Here is a 15,807-nt window from a genome sequence, read left to right as displayed (position 1 = left end):
CCCTAGGAGAGGTGGAATGACGAAGATCGAGCGCATGGCTAATGCGAGCACGCCCGCGGCTTCCGATCCGCTCCTGTCGGCCGACGACGTCATGGGGCGGCTATCTGTCAGCAGGACGACCCTGTGGCGCCTGCAGCATGACGAGGGGTTTCCGAAGCCGATCACTTTCGGACGGCGCCTCAAGCGGTGGCGGTCTTCACAGATCGAGGAATACCTATCCGTCCAAGGACGGTGACAGCTCTCCAGACGTTTCCACAAGTTCCGTCGGCGCCGTCCAAGATCCGTCCAAGGACTAGGTCGGCGCCTTCGATTTTCCGTCTAAGTACCTGAAATCGTTGGAGCGGGCGATGGGGATCGAACCCACGACATCCAGCTTGGGAAGCTGGCGTTCTACCGCTGAACTACACCCGCGCTCGACCGGGAGAGTGCGACTATTCGGGGGGCGGCGTCAAGCGCCTTGCTGCCGGGACGGGCGGGATCGGGATACCGGCTCACGTCCCGCCCGACAGGGTGCGCACGAAGCGGATCGTGCGCGGGTCGGCGGCTTGGCGGAACAGCCGGTCGGGCGATCCCTCCTCCACCACCACGCCGTCCTGCAGAAAGGCGACGTGATGGGCCATGCGGTCAGCCAAGCGCAGGTCGTGGGTGGCGATCAGCATCGTGGTCCCCTCGCCGGCCAGCGCGCCGAGGACCTCGACGACCTCGGCGGCGAGCTCGGGATCGAGCGCCGAGGTCGGCTCGTCGCACAGAAGGAGCTTCGGCGAGGCGGCGAGAGCGCGCGCGATCGCGACGCGCTGCTGCTGGCCGCCAGAAAGCGTCGCTGGATAGCTCTCCGCCTTGTCGGCGAGCCCGACCTTGGCCAGAAGCTCGGTGGCCCGCGCCCTGGCCCTCTCCTGCGGCCAGCCGAGCACGACCACCAGCCCCTCCATGACGTTGCCGAGCGCCGTGCGGTGGGGAAAGAGCTGGAAGTTCTGGAACACCATGCCGGTGGAGCGCCGGATCGCCAGAACCTGCCGCGCGTCGAGACGGCGGCCCGGCTCGAAGCGGATGGGCGCTCCGTCGAGTTCCAGCTCGCCGCCATCGGGAGCCTCCAGAAGGTTCAGGCAGCGCAGGAGCGTCGACTTGCCCGAGCCCGAGGGGCCGATCAGCGCGGTGACCCGGCCCTCCCGCACCTCGAGGTCGATGCCGCGCAGCACCTCGTTCGATCCGAAGCGCTTGCGGAGCCCTGAGACGCGGATCATGCGCGGGCCTCCGCAAACGCGCCGAAGCCCGAGAAGCGCCGCTCCAGCCGCGACTGGAGGGCCGACAGGACCGAGGAGAAGACGAGGTAGAGAAGCGCCGCCTCGATGTAGAGGATCAGCGGCTCGTAGGTCACGGCGACGATGCGCTGCGCCTCCTGGAAGAGTTCGGGCACCGTGATCGCCGCGGCGAGCGACGTGTCCTTCACGAGCGAGATGAAGGAGTTCGACAAGGGCGGGATGGCGACGCGCACGGCCTGCGGCACGACCGTGCGCCGCAGCGCCTGGCCGCGCGTCATGCCGATGGCGTAGGAGGCCTCCCACTGACCCTTCGGGATCGAGGAGAGCGCGGCGCGGATGATCTCGGACGTGTAGGCTCCCACGCTCAGCGAGAAGCCGATCAGGGCGGCCGGAAAGGCGTCGATCAGGATGCCGGCGCTCGGCAGGCCGTAGAAGATCACGAAGAGCTGGACCAGAAGGGGCGTTCCCCGGATGAACCAGACGTAGAAGCGCGCGACTGCGGCGAGCGGCCTGGGCGCGAAGAGCCGCGCGACCGCCGTCAGGAAGCCGAGCGCGAGGCCGAGGGCGAAGGAGAGGATCGCCAGCGGGATGGTGAAGAGGAGCCCGGCGCGCAGGAGCGGCCAGGCCGAGTCGAGCATGAGCTCCAGGAAGGGCGGCAAGGTCCGGCGTATCCCTCGGGCGGGCGACGGCTCCGGCCGTCGCCCTCATGTGTCTGCGTTCGCGGCGATCAGCGCGAGACGTCGGCGCCGAAGTACTTCTGCGAGATGCGCTCGTAGGTACCGTCCGCCTTGATCTCGGCCAGGGCCTTGTTGATCGCGGCGACGAGGTCGGGATTGTTCCGCTGGACGATGATGCCCGAGGCGGCGGCATCGTCCTGCGAGGCGACGACCTCCACGGGAGCGTCGGGCTTCTGCTTGCGGAAGTCGAGGAAGGAGAGGTTGTCGTTGATCGTGGCGTCGGCGCGACCCGTGAGAACGAGCTGGATCGACTGGTCGAACCCATCGGTTCCCACCAGCGTCGCCCCCGCCCCTTCCGCGATGCGGCCGTAGTTGGAGGTGAGCGACTGCGCCGCGCGCTTGCCCTTCAGGTCGGCGAAGCCCTTGATGTCCGCATTGCCCTTCTTCACGATGAGGACGGCGCGCGAGACGATGTAGGGATCGGAGAAGTCGAAGCGCGCCTTGCGCTCCTCGGTGATGCCGACCTGGTTGATCACCGCGTCGTAGCGGTCGGCGCCGAGGCCCGCGATCAGGCCGTCCCACTTGCCCTCCACGAAGACCGGCTCGACGCCGAGTCGCTTGGCGACCTCGCGGCCGATCTCGACGTCGAAGCCGACCAGCGCGCCCGAGCCGTCGTGATAGGTGAAGGGCGCATAGGTGCCTTCCGTGCCGATGCGCAGCGCTTTCGCCGACTGGACGTCCTGAAGGCTGCCGGCGAGCGCCGGCCCAGCAAGAACGGCGACGGCAACGGCGGCGAGAAGGGCGAGACGCTTCATGGGTTGGGCTTTCCGGCTCGTTAGATGGCCGGACAATTGGGACAGGGCGGCCCGATCCTCAAGGAACGGCTTGGCGCCGAACCGGCCGTGGCCGAACGATTTTTCCGATGCCGCCCTTCCCGGTGCGGGCGGGCAGCGGGGAAAGACCCGCCCTTCGCGGGGCCGTCAGCAGTTGGCGGCGATGCCGGCCGCGTCGTTGGCGCCGCGCGCGGTCTGGCAAGCGGCGCCGCGCGCCAGATCGTTCAGGCCGTTGCGCGTGGCGTCGAGCGCCCGCGAGCCGGCGTCCTGGGCCCGTTCCAGCGTCGGCGCGGCGGCGTCGCGCACGTCGCGCGCGGCCGAGGACGCGGCCTCGCCCACCTCGCGGCCCGCATCGCGCAGGGCCTCGCCGGCCTCGCGCGCCTCGTCGGCGGTCGTGCGCTGGACCGGTGCCGTGGTGGTGCTCGCGGCGCCGGCGGCCGGCGCGGTGCTCGTGTCGTCCGTGCAGCCGGCGAGAAGGGCGAGCGTCAGGAGAAGGGGCGCGATCGGGCGCATGGGGAATGTCCGTTGGTGGAAAGCCGATGGTCGCCCCTAGATGGTGAGCCGCCTCGGGGCGACGAGGGGGCGTCAAGCACGCTTCGATCACGAGAGCTTGCACGCCGGGTCGACCGGCCGGCCCGCTCGAGGTGTCCCGGTTCCGCCGAACCCTTTTCCGCCCGCGATGGTTAGGGGGCCGATGCACCGCCACGCGAAGGATCGAGGCCCGATGTCGAGGGACGACGCACTGCAAACCCGGGCGATCGAGATCGTCCACGAGGGGCGAACGCTGCGCGGGACGCGGCACGGACCGGAGGCGCCGAAGGCCCATGTCCTCTTCGCGCATGGCTTCTCCGCCAACCGAATGGGTTCGGGCCGGATGATCGTGGACTTCGCCCGCCTGCTGGCCGCGCGCGGCTTCGCGGTCGTGGCCTTCGATCGCGCCGGGCACGGCGAGAGCGACGGCGCGTTCTTCGACGTCAACGTGCCCGACGAGCTTTCGCAGCTTGCCGCGATGGCCGACGGCGTGGCGGGTCCGCTCCACCTGGCGGGACACTCGCTGGGCGGGATGGAGCTTGCGACGCTGGCCGGCCGGAGGCCGCAAAAGGTCGCGAGCCTCACGCTCTGGGCCCCCGCCGCCGCCAGCGCCGACGAGGTCGCGAGGGGCGAGATCCTCGGCCGGCCCGCCGGCCGGATCGACGCCGAGCATCCGTTCGACGTCGAAGGCCAGGCGCTGGGTCCGGCCTTCGCGGCCGGATATGAGGGTTACGATCCCTACGAGGGTCTCTCGGCCTACACAGGCCCCGTCCATCTCCACCACGGCGAAGGCGACGAGGTCGTGTCCCCGCAATACTCGCGGCGCTATGCGCAGGCATGGCCACAGGCCGAACTGACGCTCTATCCGGACACGGATCACGGCTGGTCGCGGCTCGACGCCCGTCGTGACCTGATGGCACGCAGCGCGAAACAGATCGAAGCGGCCTCGATACGGTAGAGGCGCCGGAGCGCCACCATTCGCACGCCCCGAGCCTCACCCCCTCCGTGTCTTTTGACATTCCGATATACGAAGCATATACGATCCATATACCAACAAAGGGAGCGGGCATGGGTCTCGTGAAGATCGGCGACGAGCTGCACGAAGAGGTTCGCCGCGCCAGCGCGGTGATGTGCCGCTCCATCAACGCGCAGGCCGAGTTCTGGATGAGGATCGGCATGCTCGCGGAGGCCAATCCCACCATGGCCTTCAACGACATCGTCCGCGAGCAGCTCGCGGCGGCCGCCGTGCGCCTGGACAGGGCGGCCGCCGCCTGACCGACCGCCGTCAGCAAGCAGCCCGGACCGGATCATCATGACGTTTCATAGCGACATATCGGCCTTCTTCGCCGACTACGTGGACGCGTTCGCGCGCCGCGATGCCGATGCCCTCAGCGAACTGTGGGAGCCGGTCGGGCTGTTCCCCTCGCCGGGCGGCAACTTCGCCATGCCGCGCGAGGCGTTCCGGGCGCATTGCGTGACGTTGATGGATTTCTACCGCCGACAGGGCGTGGCCCGCCCGACGGGAGAACTTCTGTCGGCTGGCGAACTCTTTCCCGGTGTCGCCGAAGCCCGAATGGCCTACCGCATGGAGGGCGAGGCGGGCGAACTCATCGCCGAATGGGAGCATGTCTACATCCTGCGCCGCAGCGATCGCTGGCGCGTGTCCCTGACGATCGCCGACGGCGAGATGGCGGCATGGGCGGCCCGTGGGGCAGGGCTCTGACGCCCTGAGGCTCGCTGCCGCGCATGTCTGCGGCGGTGGCGGGGCGATCACGAAACGGTTCCGGCGGATCAACGAAGCGGAAACCATCGATCCCTAGCGTCGTCCTTCATGACACGCCGCCCGACGCTCCTTCTTCCGCTTCTCGCCGCGATCGCGCTGCCGGGATGCGCCTCGGCGCCCCGCAACACCGGCAACACCTGCACGATCTTCGAGGAGCGCTCCGGCCTCGTGACAAACTGGCGGCGCGATGTGACGCGCGTCTCCGCCGAGTTCGGCGTGCCGATCCCGGTGCTGATGGCGACGATCCAGGCCGAATCGAACTTCGAGGCGCGCGCCCGTCCGCCGCGCCGATGGATCCTCGGCTTCATTCCCGGCAAGCGGCCCTCCACCGCCTACGGATTCGCGCAGGCGCTCGACGGCACGTGGAGCGAGTACCAGGTCCGCACCGGCCGCATGGGAGCGCGCCGCGACCGCTTTTCGGACGCCGTCCACTTCATAGGCTGGTACCATGCCGAAAGCGCCCGGCGCCTCGGCATCGCGCGGAGCGATGCCTACCGGCTCTACCTCGCCTACCATTCGGGGCATGCGGGATTCGAGCGCCAGGCCTGGCAAGGGCGCCCCGAGGCGCTGCGCGGCGCCCGGCGCGCCGCCGACATGGCCCGCCGCTACGCCGCCCAGCTTCCGCGCTGCTGAGCCACGCTTGGCATTCCCGTCTCCCCCGTGTTTCCTGTTGCCATCGGGCGGCCGGTTCACCGTGTCGTCTCAGGGAGGATGAGCATGTTCGAGACCGAGCGACGCCTGACGGCGAAGGATTTCCCGCCCGAGCTTCTGGAACTCTACGACGGCTACGCGCACGGGCGCGTCAGCAAGCGCGAGTTCCTGGACCGGGCCGCCAGGTTCGCGGTGGGCGGGCTGACGGCTGCCGCGATCCTGTCCGCCATGAGCCCGAACTACGCGCTGGCCTCTCAGGTCGAGTTCACCGATCCCGCGATCGTGCCGGAATACGTCACCTACCCCTCGCCCGACGGCCACGGACAGGTGCGCGCCTATCTCGTTCGTCCCGCCAAGGCGCAAGGCAAGGTACCCGGCGTCGTCGTCGTACACGAGAACCGCGGCCTCAACCCCTATATCGAGGACGTGGCGCGGCGCGTCGCCAAGGCCGGGTTCGTGGCGCTCGCCCCCGACGGGCTCTCATCGGTGGGCGGCTATCCCGGCAACGACGAGAAGGGTCGCGAGTTGCAGGAGACGGTCGATCCCGAGAAGCTGATGAACGACTTCCTGGCCGCGATCGACTTTCTGGCCGCGCATGAGGCGACCACCGGGAAGGTCGGAATCACGGGCTTCTGCTATGGCGGGGGCGTCGCCAACATGGCGGCGGTCGCGCGGCCCAAGCTGGCCGCCGCCGTTCCCTTCTACGGCCGCCAGCCCAGAACCGAGGACGTACCGCGCATCCAGGCGCCGCTTCTCCTGCACTATGCCGAACTCGACACGCGCATCACGCAAGGCTGGCCAGCCTACGAGGCGGCGTTGAAGGCGAACAACAAGACCTACGAGGGCTACGTCTATCCCGGCGTGAACCACGGCTTCCACAACGACTCGACGCCGCGCTACGACGAGGCGGCCGCCCGCCTCGCCTGGGATCGCACGATCGGCTGGTTCCGCAAGCACCTCGCCTGACGAACAGGCGTCACGCCCGCTCGATGGCCGCCGCGATGCCCTGACCGACGCCGACGCACATGGTGGCGAGCGCGCGGCGTCCACCGCCGATCTGAAGCTCGAGCGCGGCGGTCCCGAGGAGGCGCGCGCCCGACATGCCGAGCGGATGGCCGAGCGCGATCGCGCCGCCGTTCGGGTTCACGCGCGCGTCGTCGTCGGCGATCCCGAGCTCGCGCAGCGTCGCGAGCCCCTGACTGGCGAAGGCCTCGTTCAGCTCGATCACGTCGAGGTCCGCGGGCGTCAGGCCGAGACGGGCCATGAGTTTGCGCGAAGCGGGCGCAGGGCCGATGCCCATGACACGCGGGGGGACGCCGGCCGCGGCCCCGCCCAGCACACGCGCGAGCGGCGTGAGCCCATGGCGTTTCGCCGCCGCCTCGCTCGCCACGATCAGCGCCGCCGCCCCGTCGTTGACGCCCGACGCGTTGCCGGCCGTCACCGTGCCGCCCTCGCGGAACGGCGTGGGGAGTTTGGCCAGGGACTCCAGTGTCGTGGCGCGCGGATGCTCGTCCCGGGCGACGATCACCGGGTCGCCCTTGCGCTGGGGAATGGCGACCGACACGATCTCGCGGGCGAGACGCCCGTTCGTCTGCGCTGCGGCCGCCTTGTCCTGGCTGCGCAAGGCGAAGCGGTCCTGATCCTCGCGGCTGATGCCGTAGTCGGCCGCGACGTTCTCGCCCGTCTCCGGCATGGAATCCACGCCGTACTGCTGCTTCATCAAAGGGTTCACGAAGCGCCAGCCGATGGTCGTGTCGTGGATCTCGGCATGGCGCGAAAAGGCGGTTTCGGCCTTCGGCATGACGAAGGGCGCGCGGCTCATGGACTCGACGCCGCCCGCGACCACGAACTCGGCCTCCCCCGCCCTGACCGCGCGCGCGGCCGTCAGCACGGCGTCCATGCCGGAGCCGCAGAGGCGGTTGATCGTGGTGCCGGGCACGCTCACCGGAAGACCGGCGAGCAGCAACGACATGCGCGCGACGTTGCGATTGTCCTCGCCCGCCTGGTTGGCACAGCCGAGGACGACGTCGTCCACCGCCTCCCAGTCCACGCAAGGGTGCCGCTCCACCAGCGCGCGCAGCGGCACCGCGCCGAGGTCGTCGGCCCGCACGCCTGACAGGGCTCCCCCGAAGCGGCCGATCGGGGTGCGGACATAGGCGCAGATGAAGGCGTCGGGCATGGGTCAGAGCTCCGGGGCGACGAGGTCGCCGATCGCGTCGGGCAGGACGAGTTCGGCGCCGGTCAGCGCCTGGAGTTCGTCGAGAGAAATCTGCGGCAGCTTCTCGCGCAGGACGAAACGCCCGCCCTCGACGTCGACGACGGCAAGGCTGGTATAGACGCGGGTGACGCAGGCAACGCCGGTCAGCGGCAGCGAGCAGCGCTTCACCAGCTTGGGCTTGCCGTCCTTGGTCACATGGTCGGTGATGACGGCGACGCGCTTGGCACCGTGGACGAGGTCCATCGCCCCGCCGACGGCCGGAACGCCCTTGGGTCCGGTCGACCAGTTGGCGAGGTCGCCCGTCTCGGCCACCTCGTAGGCACCGAGGATCGCCACATCCAGGTGCCCACCGCGCACCATGGCGAAACTGTCGGCATGGTGGAAGAACGCGGTGCCGGGCTTCTCGGTCACGGCCTTCTTGCCGGCGTTGATAAGGTCCCAGTCCTCCTCGCCCGCCGGCGGCGCCTCGCCGAAGCCGAGAATGCCGTTCTCGGTGTGGAAGATCGCCTCGCGGCCCGGCGGCTGGAAGCGCGCCACCATCTCGGGCAGGCCGATACCGAGATTGACGTAGGCCCCGTCCGCGATGTCCTGCGCGGCGCGCCAGGCGATTTGCGCATTCGAAAGGCGCGCGTTCATGCGGCGACCTCCGGGTAACGCGCTCCCGCGCGGTTCAGCACCTCCTCCTGCGCGGGTTCGCTCACCTCGACGACGCCGGCCACGAAGATGCCGGGCGTCACGACATGCTCGGGATCGATGGCGCCGGGCTCGACGATGCGCGCGACCTGCACGATCGCGCGCGTGGCCGCCATGCACATAAGGGGCGCGAAGTTGCGCGCGGCCTTGCGGAACACGAGGTTCCCGAGCCGGTCGCCCGCTTCCGCCTTGACCAGCGCGACGTCGGCTCGCAGCCAGCGCTCCTGGACGTAGGGTCGGCCGTCGAACTCGGCCGTCGGCTTGCCCACCGCGAGATCCGTGCCGTAGGCGGTCGGCGTGTAGAAGGCGGGGATGCCGGCGCCGCCCGCGCGGATGCGCTCGGCCAGCGTGCCCTGCGGCACGAGCTCCAGCTCGATCTCGCCCCGCTGGTAGCGTTCCGTGAAGACGCGCGGGTCGGCCGAGCGCGGAAAGGAGCAGACGAGCTTTCGCACCATGCCCTGACCGATCAGGGCGGCGAGACCCACATGGCCGTTGCCGGCATTGTTGTTGACGACCGTCAGGCCCTTCGGCGAGCCGGTCGCGAGGAAGCGGTCGATCAGCGCGTGGATGAGCTCGATCGGTGCGCCCGAGCCGCCGAAGCCGCCGATCATCACCGTGTCGCCGTCGCGCACGGCGGCGACCGCCTCGCCCGCACTGCCGATCGTCTTGTCCAAGGCCCTCTCCCTTCCCTCGCCGCACGCCGCCCTGATCTAGCCTACCGGCGCGCCGCGTTCACGGGTGGCGCGCGCGATGGCGTCGTTTGTGCGCGCCGTGTAAAGATGTGTTCGCATGGCGAACAAGCGCGACCGTATCGAGTCTCTGGCCAAGGGTCTTCGCGTGCTGGAGGCCTTCGGGGCGGAGCGTCCGCGCCTGTCGGTCAGCGAGGCGGCGGCGATCGCCGGGCTCGACCGGGCCGGCGCGCGGCGCTGCCTTCTGACCCTCCACGACCTCGGCTATGCCGACTACGACGGCAAGTATTTCTCGCCGACACCGCGCGTCCTGCGTCTCGGCCTCGGCGCGCTCGCCGCCCTTCCCCTGCCGCAGCTCGTCCAGCCCTGGCTCGATCAGCTGTCGGAGCGGATCGGGCAGTCGACCTCGGTCTCGATCCTCGACGAGACCGAAATCGTCTATCTCGCGCGGGCCGCCCAGCGGCGCCTCATGTCGGTCGGGCTGATGCCGGGCTCGCGCCTGCCGGCGCACTGCACATCGATGGGACGGGTGCTCCTGGCGAGCCTGCCGGAGGCGGAGGCGACGGCCCTGGTCGAGCGCTCCGACCTGTCGCCCCGCACGCCCCGCAGCCTGACGGCGCCGGCCGATATCATGGCCCGCGTGAGGGAGGCGCGCCGGCTCGGCTACGCGCTGATCGATCAGGAGGTGGAAACGGGACTGCGGGCGATCGCCGTTCCGCTCCACTCGGTGCACGGGCGGGTCGTCGCCGCGCTCAACACCGGGTTCGCCGCCGGAGAGCGGGAGGCGGAGACGCTCGTGCCCCTTTACCTGCCGGAACTGCTGCGGGTTCAGGATGGGCTGCGGCGCGTCCTGCGCTAGACGCTCTCATGACCCGGGAACAGAGATTGTATCGCGTCAGCCGGGGGCAGTCCGCGAGGAGGTGCGAGCGGCCCGGACCGGTGGTCCGGATCGTTCGGACCGACACGGCGGATGCCCTCGGCTCACCCGCCTCTACGGGACGGGCGGCACAGCCCTTGTCCCTGGGTCACAAGAGCCTCTAGGGCTTCTGGAACCGCGCGCCCCGAAGAAGCTCGTCCGCGATGCGCAGCGCGGCGCCCGATGCCTCCGCCATCTGCGGCAGCACCATCCATTCCAGCGTCCAGGCCGCGCCCGAGCGCTCGTTCTCGTGGATCAAGGACTGAGCGAGAAGACCCAGCAGCCCGGCGTTGAAGCGCCCGAGCGCCACCAGCGCCTCCGCGCCCACCGGGTTGCTCTTGTGCGCCATGGCCGACGACCCGCCGCCGCCCGCCAGGCGGATCGCCCCGCGATCGCTCTGGGCGAGCAGCGCCAGATCCTGCCCGATCTTGCCGAGCGTGCCGTTCAGGAGCGCGAAGAGCTGAGCCATGTCGAGGATCGGCGTGCGGTCGCTGTGCCACGGCGCGGCATCGGCGAGCCCGAGGCGGCCGGCGAGCTCGGCGCGAAGCTCCGCGAAGCGCGAGCCGAAGCTGTCGCCGGTGCCGATCGGCCCTCCGAGCTGAAGGGGAAGGTGGCGCGCCCTCTCGTCCAGACGTCGCAAGACCCCGGCGAGCGGGGCGCGCCATGTCGCGATCTTGTCGGACGCGGTGAAGGGCAGCGCGGCCTGCATGCGTGTCTGCGCCATGACGGCGATCGTTCCGTCTCGCGCCGCAAGGGCGTCCAGAGACGCCAGGAGCGTGCCGAGGCGTGTCTGCAACTCGGCCAGAACGGCGCGCAGCCGCAGCATCAAACCCGTATCCACCACATCCTGGCTGGTCGCGCCGCCATGAACGAAGGCGGCGTGCGGCTCGTCGACCGCCGCGCGCAGCGCGCGCACGAGAGCGGGCACCGGCACCCCGTCGCGTGCCATCCCCTGCTGGACTCCGGCTGCGGCCGAGGGCCAGGACAGGTTCTCGATCGCGCGTCCGATGGCCGCCGCGGCTTCCGCGGGAACGAGCCCGAGCGCCGCCTGCGCCTCCGCCAGCTCCCGCTCGAAGCGCAGCATCGCGGCAAGTTCCGCCTCGGCCGCGAAATGCCGCGCGATTTCGGGATCGCCCGTCAGGTCTTCGACCAGCGGCCGGGTGCTGGGCTCCATCGGCCCTCCTTCGCAAGCCTGAGTGCTCACATGTCCAGGAAAACGGTCTCGCGCTCGCCCTGGAGGCGGATGTCGAAGCGGAAGACCGCCCGTCCATCCCGCTCCGAGCGCTCGGCCACGAGGGTGGCGCGGCGTTCCGGCTCCGGGATGCGGTTCAGAAGCGGATCAGCGGCGTTCGCCATCGCCTCGTCGGCGAAGTAAAGGCGCGTGTGGAGCCCGACATTGATGCCGCGCGCGACGATCCAGACCGTGATGTGGGGCGCCTGAGGGCGCCCGTCGGGATAGGGCACGGAGCCGGGACGAACGGTTTCGAAGCGGAAGCTTCCGTCCTCGGCCGAGAGCGGCTGGCGGCCCCAGCCGGAGAAGTGGGGATCGGCCCGCCCCCGTGTTTCCGCCGGCGAGGGGTAGAGGCCGGCCGCGTCGGCCTGCCAGATCTCGACCAGGGCATCGCGTACGGGCGCGCCGGCCCCGTCCGTGACGACGCCCTCGACGAGGATACGCTCGCCCCGCGTTTCGGGGCCGACCAGCACGAGGCCGAGATCGTCCCGCCAGACGCCGGTGATCTCCACCCAGTTCGGGTTGGTGCCGATGTGGACGTAGGGTCCCGCCGTCTGCGAGGGCGACTCGGGCAGGTAGTCGAGCGGCAGCGTCATCAGTTGCCCTCCGGCCGGTTCTCGAACATCGTGGAGCGACGGCCGCGCAGGACGATGTCGAAACGGTAGGCGAGCGCGTCCATCGGGATCGTGGCGCGCCGGTCCAGGAGCGCAACGAGTTGCTCGATCGCGGATGGGTCCGGGATCGTGCGCACGATCGGGCACTGCCAGATCATCGGGTCGCCCTCGAAATACATCTGCGTGACGAGACGCTGCGCGAAGGCGTGGCCGAAGACCGAAAAGTGGATATGGGCGGGACGCCAGTCGTTGACGCCGTTCGGCCAGGGGTAGGCGCCGGGCTTCACCGTGCGGAACGCATACCGTCCCTCGTCGTCGGTGATGCAGCGGCCGCAGCCGCCGAAGTTCGGGTCGAGCGCGGCGAGGTAGCTCTCCTTCCTGTGTCGGTAGCGACCGCCGCTGTTGGCCTGCCACACTTCCACGAGCGCGCCGCGCACGGGACGGCGCTCCTCGTCCAGCACCCGGCCCGAGACCACGATGCGCTGGCCGATCGCCTCGCCGCCGTCCTTGCCGAAGTTGCGGATGAGGTCGTTGTCGAGGGCACCGAGCACGTCGTGGCCGAAGACGGGGCCGGTCTCCTCCGAGATCGTGGTGGGCAGCGAAAGGAGCGCGTGGCGGGGCGAGCGCAGGACCGAGGTCTTGTAGGCGGGGGTGAAGGCGGGCGGATGACGCTCGCGGTCGCGCTGGAAGTAGCTCATCGCCCGGTCTCCCCGGTTTCGTCCCGCATCTCGGCGAAGGTGCGCTTGGCGATCTTGATCGCATGGTTGGCCGCCGGCACGCCGGCATAGACGGCGACATGCATCAGCGCTTCGGCGACGTCCCGCTCGCTCGCGCCGGTGTTGCGGGTGGCGCGCACGTGCATGGCGACCTCCTCGTCCTGGCCGAGCGCGGCCAGGAGCGCGATGGTGACGAGCGAGCGCTCGCGCAGGGTCAGCTGGTCGCCCGCCCAGAGCGTGCCCCAGGCCCCTTCTGTGATGAAGCGCTGGAACGGAGCGTCGAACGCGGTGGTCGCCGCGCCCGCGCGCTCGACATGGGCATCGCCCAGCACGCGACGGCGCATGGCCATGCCCGCGTCGAGGCGCGGGTCCGGGGAGGTCGTGTCGCTCACGGGCGGCTCCTTTCGAAATGGGCGGCGAGCAGCCCCGCCGTCTCGCCCGGCCGCTCGACCGGCGGAAGGTGGCCGACGCCCGGAAGGATCTCCAGGCGGGCCGAGGCGATGCGGGTCGCGGTCGCACGCACGAGTTCGGGCGGGGTGGACTGGTCCTCGCCCCCGACGATCGCCAGCGTCGGCGCCCGGATCAGGGCGAGGCGCTCGGTCAGGTCCGCGTCGCGGATCGCGGCGCAGGTCGCCGCGTAGCCGGCGGACGGCGTGCGGGCGAGCATGTTGCGCCAGCCGGCCACGGCCTCCGGCTCGCCCGAACGATAGTCCGCCCCGAACCAGCGGGCGATCACGCCGTCCGCGATCGCCGTCATGCCGCCCGCCTCCACGGCGGCGATGCGCTCGTTCCACGAGGTCGCGGTGCCGATCCGCACGGCGGTGTCCAGAAGCGCGAGCGTCTCGACGCAGGCCGGAGCGCGTGCGGCGATCTCCTGCGCCACCAGACCGCCGACCGACAGCCCGACGAGATGGACGCGCTCCCAGCCGAGATGGCCGAGAAGACCGAGCGTGTCGTCCGCCAGACCCGCGATCGCGTAGGGGCCGGCGGGCGCATCCGACAGGCCGTGGCCGCGCATGTCGGCGAGAAGGCATTCGAAGCGGTCGGAAAGGCGCTCCGTCAGCTGGTCCCAGATCCGAAGGTCGGTGCCGAGCGAGTTCAGGAACGCGACGCGCGGCCCGGCTCCCACGGTCCGGTAATGGACCAGACGTCCCTCGATGCGCGCGAACTTCATCGGCTCGTTCTCCTGACCCCGATTTCCGTAGAAGGCGGGGTCCGGTCATGTAAATTGACGTTTCGGCCCCAACCCATAACCGGGAGGTTCACATGGTGGCGCTCGATCCCGCCGTGCGACTGCGCCACCTCGCCACCTTCGTGGCGGTCGCGCGAGTCGGCTCGGTGTCGCGGGCGGCCGAGCGGCTCCATGTCACGCAGCCCGCCGTGTCGAAGACGCTGCGCGAGCTGGAAACGCTGCTGGGTGCCGCGCTCTTCGAGCGCTCCCACCGCGCCGTCACGCTGACGAGCTTCGGCACCCTCTTCCTGCGCCATGCGGAGGCGGGCCTCGAGGCCTTCGACGAGGGCGCGCGGGCGCTCAAGGCGGCGCGCGATCCCGCCTCGCTGCCGCTGCGCATCGGAGCGCTGCCGACGGTCTCGGCGCGCCTCATGCCGATGGCCATGCAACGCTTCCTCGCCGAGGGCGTCGGCGCGGTGCCGCGCGTCGTGACGGGACCCAACGACTACCTGCTCGGCCAGCTGCGCGAGGGCCAGCTCGACGTCGTGATCGGCCGCATGGCCGACCCGGAGGCGATGGACGGCTTCCTGTTCGAGCCGCTCTATTCCGAGCCGCTGTGCCTGGCCGTTCGCCCGCACCATCCGCTCCTCGCCACCCCCGCCTTCCGTCCGGCGGCGATCGCAGGCTGCCTCGTCCTCGTTCCCCCGCCCGGCTCCGTGATCCGATCCGTCGTGGACCGCTTCCTTCTTTCGGCCGGCATCCCGGCGCCGGCGCGCGTCGTCGAGACCGTGTCGCTCGCCTTCGGGCGCGCCTTCCTTCTTGATACGGACGCGGTGTGGATCATCTCGGAAGGGGTCGTGGCGCGAGATCTCGCGGAGGGCGCGCTGAAGCGTCTGCCGCTGGACATGGCGACGACGCGTGGCGCTGTCGGCGTCACGCGCCGCGCGCGCGTCGCGCTTCCCGCCTCGGCGGAGATCTTCCTCGCCAATCTCCAGGAGAGCGCCCGCGCGCTGACGGGTCCCGCCTGAGGCGGGCTCAATGCAGCGAGCCGATCCCGACATAGCGCTCCACCAGCGAGGGCTCGAATGCGGATGCCCGCCCGTCCCAGGCGAGCCGGCCGCGTTCCAGGACCAGGATCCGATCGGCGAAGGCGAGCGCCGACTCGACGCGCTGCTCGACGAGGAGGATCGTCATGTCGCCGCGCGCGGCCAGGGCCGCGAAGGCCCCCATCAGTTCCTCGCAGACGATCGGCGCCAGACCTTCCAGCGGCTCGTCGAGAAGAAGGACGCCGGGACGGCCCAGAATGGCGCGCGCGGTCGCCAGCATCTGCTGCTCGCCGCCCGAGAGCTGGTGCCCGAGATTGCGCCGCCGCTCCCGGAGGCGGGGGAAGAGCGCGTAGGCTTCGTCGACGGCCGAGCGCTCGCGGCCCTTCAGGCCGACCAGCAGGTTCTCCTCGACCGTGAGCGAGCGGAAGACGTCGCGGCCCTGCGGCACGTAGCCGAGCCCGCCCAGCGCGCGGCGCGAGGTGGGCAGCGATTCCACCGCGTCCTGGCCGACGCGGATGCGCCCCGACCGTTGGCGCGTCAGACCCATGAGGCTGGCAAGAAGCGTCGTCTTGCCCATGCCGTTGCGCCCGAGGATCGCGAGACGCTCGCCGGCCTCTACGCGGAACGACACGTCCTCCAGGATCACGGTCGGGCCGTAGCCGGCGACGAGCCGGTCCACCTCAAGCTCCAGCGCGGGCATCGGCATAGCTCCCGAGATAGGCCTCGCGCACGCCCCGGTCCGAGGCGACGCTTGCGGCGGGTCCGGAGAAGATCACCCG

21 protein-coding genes, 1 tRNA gene and 1 pseudogene are annotated in these 15,807 nt (G+C 70.6%); 8 read left to right on the top strand and 15 right to left on the bottom strand.

The window, feature by feature from the left end; translation table 11 throughout:
• Positions 1 to 16: 16 nt before the first annotated feature.
• The gene (locus AUL35_RS05905) at positions 17 to 235 is read left to right on the top strand and encodes an AlpA family transcriptional regulator (RefSeq protein ID WP_062013010.1); all 219 of its coding nucleotides are present in this window, start codon (positions 17 to 19) and stop codon (positions 233 to 235) included.
• Positions 236 to 336: 101 nt separating this feature from the next.
• Here AUL35_RS05905 and AUL35_RS05900 read toward each other — a convergent pair.
• The 5 genes from AUL35_RS05900 to AUL35_RS05880 form a co-directional block, all read right to left on the bottom strand.
• Positions 337 to 411, bottom strand: a tRNA-Gly gene (locus AUL35_RS05900).
• 80 nt (positions 412 to 491) lie between these two features.
• A complete protein-coding gene (locus tag AUL35_RS05895; protein WP_062013008.1) occupies positions 492 to 1,241 on the bottom strand; it encodes an amino acid ABC transporter ATP-binding protein in 750 nt (249 codons plus the stop codon).
• Complete coding sequence (locus AUL35_RS05890; RefSeq protein WP_062013006.1) at positions 1,238 to 1,918, bottom strand: amino acid ABC transporter permease; 681 nt, start codon at positions 1,916 to 1,918, stop codon at positions 1,238 to 1,240. The genes AUL35_RS05895 and AUL35_RS05890 overlap by 4 nt, the downstream gene beginning before the upstream one ends.
• 68 nt (positions 1,919 to 1,986) lie before the next feature.
• Positions 1,987 to 2,751 (bottom strand): amino acid ABC transporter substrate-binding protein, encoded by a 765-nt coding sequence (locus AUL35_RS05885; RefSeq protein ID WP_062013004.1) that lies wholly within the window; start codon positions 2,749 to 2,751, stop codon positions 1,987 to 1,989.
• Positions 2,752 to 2,916: 165 nt separating this feature from the next.
• Complete coding sequence (locus AUL35_RS05880) at positions 2,917 to 3,282, bottom strand: hypothetical protein (RefSeq protein ID WP_062013002.1); 366 nt, start codon at positions 3,280 to 3,282, stop codon at positions 2,917 to 2,919.
• 211 nt (positions 3,283 to 3,493) lie between these two features.
• Here AUL35_RS05880 and AUL35_RS05875 point away from each other — a divergent pair, with 211 nt between their 5' ends.
• The 5 genes from AUL35_RS05875 (at position 3,494) to yghX (ending at position 6,700) form a co-directional block, all read left to right on the top strand.
• On the top strand, positions 3,494 to 4,258 hold the full coding sequence (locus AUL35_RS05875; protein ID WP_062013000.1) for an alpha/beta hydrolase: 765 nt from the start codon (positions 3,494 to 3,496) through the stop codon (positions 4,256 to 4,258).
• A gap of 110 nt (positions 4,259 to 4,368) precedes the next feature.
• Complete coding sequence (locus AUL35_RS05870; protein ID WP_062012998.1) at positions 4,369 to 4,575, top strand: ParD-like family protein; 207 nt, start codon at positions 4,369 to 4,371, stop codon at positions 4,573 to 4,575.
• Positions 4,576 to 4,612: 37 nt separating this feature from the next.
• Positions 4,613 to 5,023: a hypothetical protein gene (locus AUL35_RS05865; protein WP_062012995.1), complete on the top strand. Its 411-nt coding sequence runs from the start codon at positions 4,613 to 4,615 to the stop codon at positions 5,021 to 5,023.
• Between the two features lie 108 nt (positions 5,024 to 5,131).
• Positions 5,132 to 5,716: a hypothetical protein gene (locus AUL35_RS05860; RefSeq protein ID WP_062012993.1), complete on the top strand. Its 585-nt coding sequence runs from the start codon at positions 5,132 to 5,134 to the stop codon at positions 5,714 to 5,716.
• A gap of 84 nt (positions 5,717 to 5,800) precedes the next feature.
• Entirely contained in the window at positions 5,801 to 6,700 is a 900-nt protein-coding gene (gene yghX / locus AUL35_RS05855) for a YghX family hydrolase (RefSeq protein ID WP_062012991.1), read from the top strand.
• A 10-nt stretch (positions 6,701 to 6,710) separates the two neighbouring features.
• Here the strand turns inward: yghX and pcaF are convergent, their stop codons facing one another.
• Genes pcaF through AUL35_RS05840 form a run of 3 tightly spaced genes read right to left on the bottom strand, consistent with a single transcriptional unit; the run spans position 6,711 to position 9,319 of the window.
• A complete protein-coding gene (gene pcaF, locus AUL35_RS05850) occupies positions 6,711 to 7,913 on the bottom strand; it encodes a 3-oxoadipyl-CoA thiolase (RefSeq protein WP_062012989.1) in 1,203 nt (400 codons plus the stop codon).
• A 3-nt stretch (positions 7,914 to 7,916) separates the two neighbouring features.
• Positions 7,917 to 8,588 carry a 3-oxoacid CoA-transferase subunit B gene (locus tag AUL35_RS05845; RefSeq protein WP_062012987.1) on the bottom strand — a complete coding sequence of 224 codons (672 nt, stop codon included), beginning with the start codon at positions 8,586 to 8,588 and terminating at the stop codon, positions 7,917 to 7,919.
• Positions 8,585 to 9,319, bottom strand: coding sequence for a 3-oxoacid CoA-transferase subunit A (locus AUL35_RS05840; protein ID WP_062012986.1), 735 nt, complete (start codon positions 9,317 to 9,319; stop codon positions 8,585 to 8,587). The genes AUL35_RS05845 and AUL35_RS05840 overlap by 4 nt, the downstream gene beginning before the upstream one ends.
• 115 nt (positions 9,320 to 9,434) lie before the next feature.
• Here AUL35_RS05840 and AUL35_RS05835 point away from each other — a divergent pair, with 115 nt between their 5' ends.
• Positions 9,435 to 10,193, top strand: coding sequence for an IclR family transcriptional regulator C-terminal domain-containing protein (locus tag AUL35_RS05835; RefSeq protein ID WP_062012984.1), 759 nt, complete (start codon positions 9,435 to 9,437; stop codon positions 10,191 to 10,193).
• A 178-nt stretch (positions 10,194 to 10,371) separates the two neighbouring features.
• On the opposite strand, the gene AUL35_RS05830 is transcribed toward AUL35_RS05835, so the two are convergent.
• Genes AUL35_RS05830 through pcaD form a run of 5 tightly spaced genes read right to left on the bottom strand, consistent with a single transcriptional unit; the run spans position 10,372 to position 13,985 of the window.
• Complete coding sequence (locus AUL35_RS05830; RefSeq protein WP_062012982.1) at positions 10,372 to 11,424, bottom strand: 3-carboxy-cis,cis-muconate cycloisomerase; 1,053 nt, start codon at positions 11,422 to 11,424, stop codon at positions 10,372 to 10,374.
• Positions 11,425 to 11,450: 26 nt separating this feature from the next.
• Positions 11,451 to 12,077 (bottom strand): protocatechuate 3,4-dioxygenase subunit alpha, encoded by a 627-nt coding sequence (gene pcaG / locus AUL35_RS05825; protein ID WP_062012980.1) that lies wholly within the window; start codon positions 12,075 to 12,077, stop codon positions 11,451 to 11,453.
• Positions 12,077 to 12,793 carry a protocatechuate 3,4-dioxygenase subunit beta gene (pcaH, locus tag AUL35_RS05820; RefSeq protein ID WP_062012978.1) on the bottom strand — a complete coding sequence of 239 codons (717 nt, stop codon included), beginning with the start codon at positions 12,791 to 12,793 and terminating at the stop codon, positions 12,077 to 12,079. Before pcaH ends, pcaG begins: the two co-directional genes overlap by 1 nt.
• On the bottom strand, positions 12,790 to 13,161 hold the full coding sequence (pcaC, locus tag AUL35_RS05815) for a 4-carboxymuconolactone decarboxylase (RefSeq protein ID WP_082666145.1): 372 nt from the start codon (positions 13,159 to 13,161) through the stop codon (positions 12,790 to 12,792). Before pcaC ends, pcaH begins: the two co-directional genes overlap by 4 nt.
• A 38-nt stretch (positions 13,162 to 13,199) precedes the next feature.
• Entirely contained in the window at positions 13,200 to 13,985 is a 786-nt protein-coding gene (gene pcaD / locus AUL35_RS05810; RefSeq protein WP_062012974.1) for a 3-oxoadipate enol-lactonase, read from the bottom strand.
• Positions 13,986 to 14,077: 92 nt separating this feature from the next.
• Here pcaD and pcaQ point away from each other — a divergent pair, with 92 nt between their 5' ends.
• The gene (pcaQ, locus tag AUL35_RS05805; RefSeq protein ID WP_062012972.1) at positions 14,078 to 15,010 is read left to right on the top strand and encodes a pca operon transcription factor PcaQ; all 933 of its coding nucleotides are present in this window, start codon (positions 14,078 to 14,080) and stop codon (positions 15,008 to 15,010) included.
• Positions 15,011 to 15,017: 7 nt separating this feature from the next.
• On the opposite strand, the gene AUL35_RS05800 is transcribed toward pcaQ, so the two are convergent.
• Both AUL35_RS05800 and AUL35_RS23160 read right to left on the bottom strand, forming a co-directional pair.
• Positions 15,018 to 15,728, bottom strand: coding sequence for an ABC transporter ATP-binding protein (locus tag AUL35_RS05800; RefSeq protein WP_062012970.1), 711 nt, complete (start codon positions 15,726 to 15,728; stop codon positions 15,018 to 15,020).
• Positions 15,709 to 15,807 (bottom strand): annotated as a pseudogene (locus AUL35_RS23160) (ABC transporter ATP-binding protein); the annotation flags it as partial. The gene AUL35_RS05800 and the pseudogene AUL35_RS23160, both read right to left, overlap by 20 nt.

Origin of the sequence: Aureimonas sp. AU4 (genome assembly GCF_001463765.1) — a bacterium.
GTDB lineage: Bacteria > Pseudomonadota > Alphaproteobacteria > Rhizobiales > Rhizobiaceae > Aureimonas.
This window is presented reverse-complemented; position numbering and strand designations above follow the sequence as displayed.

Coding starts and splice junctions, on each gene's coding strand:
- AUL35_RS05870 (WP_062012998.1), top strand. CDS start 4,369: ATGGGTCTCGTGAAGATCGGCGACGAGCTGCACGAAGAGGTTCGCCGC.
- AUL35_RS05885 (WP_062013004.1), bottom strand. CDS start 2,751: ATGAAGCGTCTCGCCCTTCTCGCCGCCGTTGCCGTCGCCGTTCTTGCT.
- AUL35_RS05895 (WP_062013008.1), bottom strand. CDS start 1,241: ATGATCCGCGTCTCAGGGCTCCGCAAGCGCTTCGGATCGAACGAGGTG.
- AUL35_RS05830 (WP_062012982.1), bottom strand. CDS start 11,424: ATGGAGCCCAGCACCCGGCCGCTGGTCGAAGACCTGACGGGCGATCCC.
- AUL35_RS05875 (WP_062013000.1), top strand. CDS start 3,494: ATGTCGAGGGACGACGCACTGCAAACCCGGGCGATCGAGATCGTCCAC.
- pcaF (WP_062012989.1), bottom strand. CDS start 7,913: ATGCCCGACGCCTTCATCTGCGCCTATGTCCGCACCCCGATCGGCCGC.
- AUL35_RS05845 (WP_062012987.1), bottom strand. CDS start 8,588: ATGAACGCGCGCCTTTCGAATGCGCAAATCGCCTGGCGCGCCGCGCAG.
- pcaC (WP_082666145.1), bottom strand. CDS start 13,161: ATGGCCATGCGCCGTCGCGTGCTGGGCGATGCCCATGTCGAGCGCGCG.
- AUL35_RS05865 (WP_062012995.1), top strand. CDS start 4,613: ATGACGTTTCATAGCGACATATCGGCCTTCTTCGCCGACTACGTGGAC.
- yghX (WP_062012991.1), top strand. CDS start 5,801: ATGTTCGAGACCGAGCGACGCCTGACGGCGAAGGATTTCCCGCCCGAG.
- pcaH (WP_062012978.1), bottom strand. CDS start 12,793: ATGAGCTACTTCCAGCGCGACCGCGAGCGTCATCCGCCCGCCTTCACC.
- AUL35_RS05800 (WP_062012970.1), bottom strand. CDS start 15,728: ATGCCCGCGCTGGAGCTTGAGGTGGACCGGCTCGTCGCCGGCTACGGC.
- pcaQ (WP_062012972.1), top strand. CDS start 14,078: ATGGTGGCGCTCGATCCCGCCGTGCGACTGCGCCACCTCGCCACCTTC.
- AUL35_RS05880 (WP_062013002.1), bottom strand. CDS start 3,282: ATGCGCCCGATCGCGCCCCTTCTCCTGACGCTCGCCCTTCTCGCCGGC.
- AUL35_RS05905 (WP_062013010.1), top strand. CDS start 17: ATGACGAAGATCGAGCGCATGGCTAATGCGAGCACGCCCGCGGCTTCC.
- AUL35_RS05835 (WP_062012984.1), top strand. CDS start 9,435: ATGGCGAACAAGCGCGACCGTATCGAGTCTCTGGCCAAGGGTCTTCGC.
- AUL35_RS05860 (WP_062012993.1), top strand. CDS start 5,132: ATGACACGCCGCCCGACGCTCCTTCTTCCGCTTCTCGCCGCGATCGCG.
- pcaD (WP_062012974.1), bottom strand. CDS start 13,985: ATGAAGTTCGCGCGCATCGAGGGACGTCTGGTCCATTACCGGACCGTG.
- pcaG (WP_062012980.1), bottom strand. CDS start 12,077: ATGACGCTGCCGCTCGACTACCTGCCCGAGTCGCCCTCGCAGACGGCG.